At 70.1% G+C, this 3177-nt stretch carries 3 protein-coding genes; all 3 read left to right on the forward strand.

Translation table 11 applies throughout. The features are described from left to right. Positions 1 to 57 precede the first annotated feature (57 nt). Positions 58 to 1320, forward strand: a complete 1263-nt coding sequence (gene dxr, locus B7767_RS27465; protein ID WP_085574530.1) for a 1-deoxy-D-xylulose-5-phosphate reductoisomerase — start codon at positions 58 to 60, stop codon at positions 1318 to 1320. A gap of 8 nt (positions 1321 to 1328) precedes the next feature. After that, positions 1329 to 2621, forward strand: coding sequence for an RIP metalloprotease (locus tag B7767_RS27470; protein WP_179167308.1), 1293 nt, complete (start codon positions 1329 to 1331; stop codon positions 2619 to 2621). Positions 2622 to 2804: 183 nt separating this feature from the next. Continuing rightward, the coding region (locus tag B7767_RS27475; protein ID WP_179167307.1) for a flavodoxin-dependent (E)-4-hydroxy-3-methylbut-2-enyl-diphosphate synthase at positions 2805 to 3177 on the forward strand (373 nt) is incomplete at its 3' end.

Below are 3177 nucleotides of genomic sequence, written 5' to 3' on the forward strand. Positions count from 1 at the left end.
GCCCGACCCGCCGGGGCGGGGCCCCGGCCGTGCGTGTGACCCGACACAATGGGGTCCATGACCGACGCTCCAGCTCCCCTCGCCGACCCGCACCTCGTCTACGACCCCGTGGCGGGAGACGGACCGAAGGACGTGGTGATCCTCGGCTCCACCGGGTCGATCGGCACCCAGGCCATCGACCTCGTGCTGCGCAACCCCGGCCGCTTCCGGGTCACCGCCCTGTCCGCCCACGGCGGCCGGGTCGCCCTCCTCGCCGAGCAGGCCCACCGGCTGCGGGTGCGTACCGTCGGTGTCGCCCGCGAGGACGTCGTACCGGCGCTGCGCGAGGCGCTGTCCGAGCGGTACGGGGCGGGGGAGCCGCTGCCCGAGATCCTGGCCGGGAAGGACGCGGCCACGCAGCTCGCCGCCTCCGACTGCCACACCGTCCTCAACGGCATCACCGGCTCCATCGGTCTCGCCCCGACCCTCGCCGCCCTGGAGGCGGGCCGCACCCTCGCGCTCGCCAACAAGGAGTCGCTCATCGTCGGCGGCCCCCTGGTCAAGGCCCTCGCCAAGCCCGGTCAGATCATCCCGGTCGACTCCGAGCACGCCGCCCTCTTCCAGGCGCTGGCCGCCGGCACCCGCGCGGACGTCCGCAGGCTCGTCGTCACCGCCTCCGGCGGCCCCTTCCGCGGCCGCACCAAGGAGCAGTTGGCCGACGTCACCGTCGAGGACGCCCTCGCGCACCCCACCTGGGCCATGGGCCCGGTCATCACGATCAACTCCGCGACCCTCGTCAACAAGGGCCTGGAGGTCATCGAGGCGCACCTGCTGTACGACATTCCCTTCGACCGCATTGAGGTCGTCGTGCACCCGCAGTCGTATGTCCACTCGATGGTTGAGTTCACGGACGGATCGACACTGGCCCAGGCGACGCCCCCCGACATGGGCGGACCGATCGCCATCGGCCTCGGCTGGCCCGAACGGGTCCCCGACGCCGCCCCGGTCTTCGACTGGAGCAAGGCGTCCACCTGGGAGTTCTTCCCCCTCGACAACGAGGCGTTCCCCTCGGTGAACCTCGCCCGGCACGTCGGCGAGCTCGCGGGAACCGCCCCGGCGGTGTTCAATGCCGCGAACGAGGAGTGCGTGGAGGCGTTCCGCGCCGGCACGCTGCCCTTCAACGGGATCATGGAGACCGTCACCCGGGTCGTCGAGGAACACGGCGCCCCCGCGACGGGAACTCCACTGACCGTGTCGGACGTCCTCGAAGCGGAGACCTGGGCGCGGACGAGGGCCCGGGAACTGACCGACCGGACGGCGAGCGCGGAGGCGCGTGCATGACGACCCTGATGTTCATCCTCGGCATAGTCGTCTTCGCGGCCGGCCTGCTGTTCTCGATCGCGTGGCACGAACTGGGCCATCTGTCCACGGCCAAGATGTTCGGCATCCGCGTGCCCCAGTACATGGTCGGCTTCGGACCCACCCTCTGGTCGCGCAACAAGGGCGAGACCGAGTACGGCGTCAAGGCGATCCCGTTCGGCGGCTACATCCGCATGATCGGCATGTTCCCGCCCGGCCCCGACGGCAGACTGGAGGCCCGCTCCACCTCCCCGTGGCGCGGCATGATCGAGGACGCCCGCTCCGCCGCCTTCGAGGAGCTCAGGCCCGGCGACGAGAAGCGCATGTTCTACACGCGCAAGCCGTGGAAACGGGTCGTCGTGATGTTCGCGGGCCCCTTCATGAACCTGGTCCTCGCGGTGGCGCTGTTCCTCACCGTGCTGATGGGCTTCGGCATCCAGCAGCAGACCACCACCGTCAGCTCGGTCTCGCAGTGCGTGATCTCGCAGACCGAGGACCGCGACGACTGCAAGAAGTCCGACCCCCAGTCCCCGGCCGCCGCCGCCGGGATGAAGGCCGACGACAGGATCGTCGCCTTCGCCGGGGTCAGGACCGACGACTGGGGCACCCTCTCCGACCTCATCCGCGACAGCGCCGGCAAGAGCGTGCCGATCGTCGTCGAACGCGACGGCCGGGAGGTCACCCTCCAGGCGAAGATCGCCACCAACATGGTCGCCAAGAAGGACGGCAACGGCGCCTACGTCGAGGGCGAGTACGTCAAGGCGGGCTTCCTCGGCTTCAGCGCGGCCAACGGCGTCGTCAAACAGGACTTCGGCGACTCCGTGACCTGGATGACCGACCGGGTCGGCGACGCCGTCGACTCCCTCGCCGCCCTGCCGACCAAGATCCCCGCCCTGTGGGACGCGGCCTTCGGCGACGGCCCCCGCGAACCCGACTCCCCGATGGGCGTCGTCGGCGCGGCCCGGGTCGGCGGCGAGATCGCCACCCTCGACATCCCCGCCTCGCAGCAGGTGGCCATGTTCGTGATGATGCTCGGGATGTTCAACCTCTCCCTGTTCCTGTTCAACATGCTCCCGCTGCTGCCGCTCGACGGCGGGCACATCGCGGGAGCCCTGTGGGAGTCGCTGCGCCGCAACCTCGCCAGGGTGCTGCGCCGCCCGGACCCCGGTCCGTTCGACGTGGCGAAACTGATGCCGGTGGCGTACGTGGTGGCAGGGGTCTTCGTCTGCTTCACCATCCTCGTCCTGATCGCGGACGTGGTGAACCCGGTGCGGATCTCATAGCCCCGGAAGGCGACACCCGCCGTTCACGACGGCCTGGAACCCTACGGTTCCGGGCCGTCGCCCTTTGAGGGGGTTTAGGGGCGGGATGTGCTCGGGCGTTGGCCATTGCCGTAATCTCGGAGCCCGGAGCCCGCTGCTCACGGGGAGCCGGACCTAGATCCACGACTTGGGGTTGCACAGCAGATGACTGCGATTTCTCTCGGCATGCCGTCCGTTCCGACCAGGCTCGCCGAGCGTCGGAAGAGCCGGCAGATCCAGGTCGGATCCGTGGCGGTGGGCGGGGACGCCCCGGTGTCCGTGCAGTCGATGACGACCACGCGTACGTCCGACATCGGCGCCACCCTCCAGCAGATCGCCGAGCTGACCGCCTCGGGGTGCCAGATCGTCCGGGTCGCCTGTCCGACCCAGGACGACGCCGACGCGCTGCCCGTGATCGCGAGGAAGTCGCAGATCCCGGTGATCGCCGACATCCACTTCCAGCCCAAGTACGTCTTCGCCGCGATCGAGGCCGGCTGCGCGGCGGTCCGGGTGAACCCCGGCAACATCAAGCAGTTCG

Source organism: Streptomyces sp. 13-12-16, from assembly GCF_002114215.1.
In the GTDB taxonomy this organism is placed as follows: domain Bacteria; phylum Actinomycetota; class Actinomycetes; order Streptomycetales; family Streptomycetaceae; genus Streptomyces.

Coding starts and splice junctions, on each gene's coding strand:
- dxr (WP_085574530.1), top strand. CDS start 58: ATGACCGACGCTCCAGCTCCCCTCGCCGACCCGCACCTCGTCTACGAC.
- B7767_RS27470 (WP_179167308.1), top strand. CDS start 1,329: ATGTTCATCCTCGGCATAGTCGTCTTCGCGGCCGGCCTGCTGTTCTCG.